At 36.1% G+C, this 513-nt stretch carries 1 protein-coding gene; it reads right to left on the reverse strand.

Annotation, left to right across the window (positions count from 1 at the left end; genetic code table 11):
- Nucleotides 1-513, reverse strand: a 513-nt coding sequence (gene plsX, locus IDG60_RS02255; RefSeq protein WP_206160453.1) for a phosphate acyltransferase PlsX, incomplete at both ends; no start/stop codon positions are given.

The raw sequence follows: 513 nt of genomic DNA on the forward strand, positions 1-513 counted from the left end.
TAAATTTTTAAGGACCATGTTCCCAGTATAGCCATCGGTAACTACAACATCTGTATCGCCATCCATTAATGTCTTCGCTTCAATATTCCCAACAAAATTCAATGAATGATCTTGATTTAATAACTCAAATGATTTTTTCGTTAAACTATTACCTTTAGCTGGCTCGGTACCTATATTTAATAATGAGATTTTCGGATTATCAATACCTCTAATTTTTTGAGCATAAATATCCCCTAGTTGCGCATACTGTAATAAGTGTTCAGGTTTAGCATCAGCATTTGCACCAACGTCTAAAAAGACAAAACCTTTTCCATCAATCGTTGGCAATGTTACTACTAAAGCCGGTCTAGCTACACCTTTAATACGTCCAACAATGAATAAACCAACTGACATTAAAGCACCAGTATTACCTGCTGACACACATCCATCTGCTTCACCAGATTTCACAGCTTCAGCCATTTTTACCATTGAGCTATCTTTTTTACGTTTAATCGCTCTAACAGGCTCATCTTC

Source organism: Staphylococcus sp. EG-SA-2, assembly GCF_017152085.1.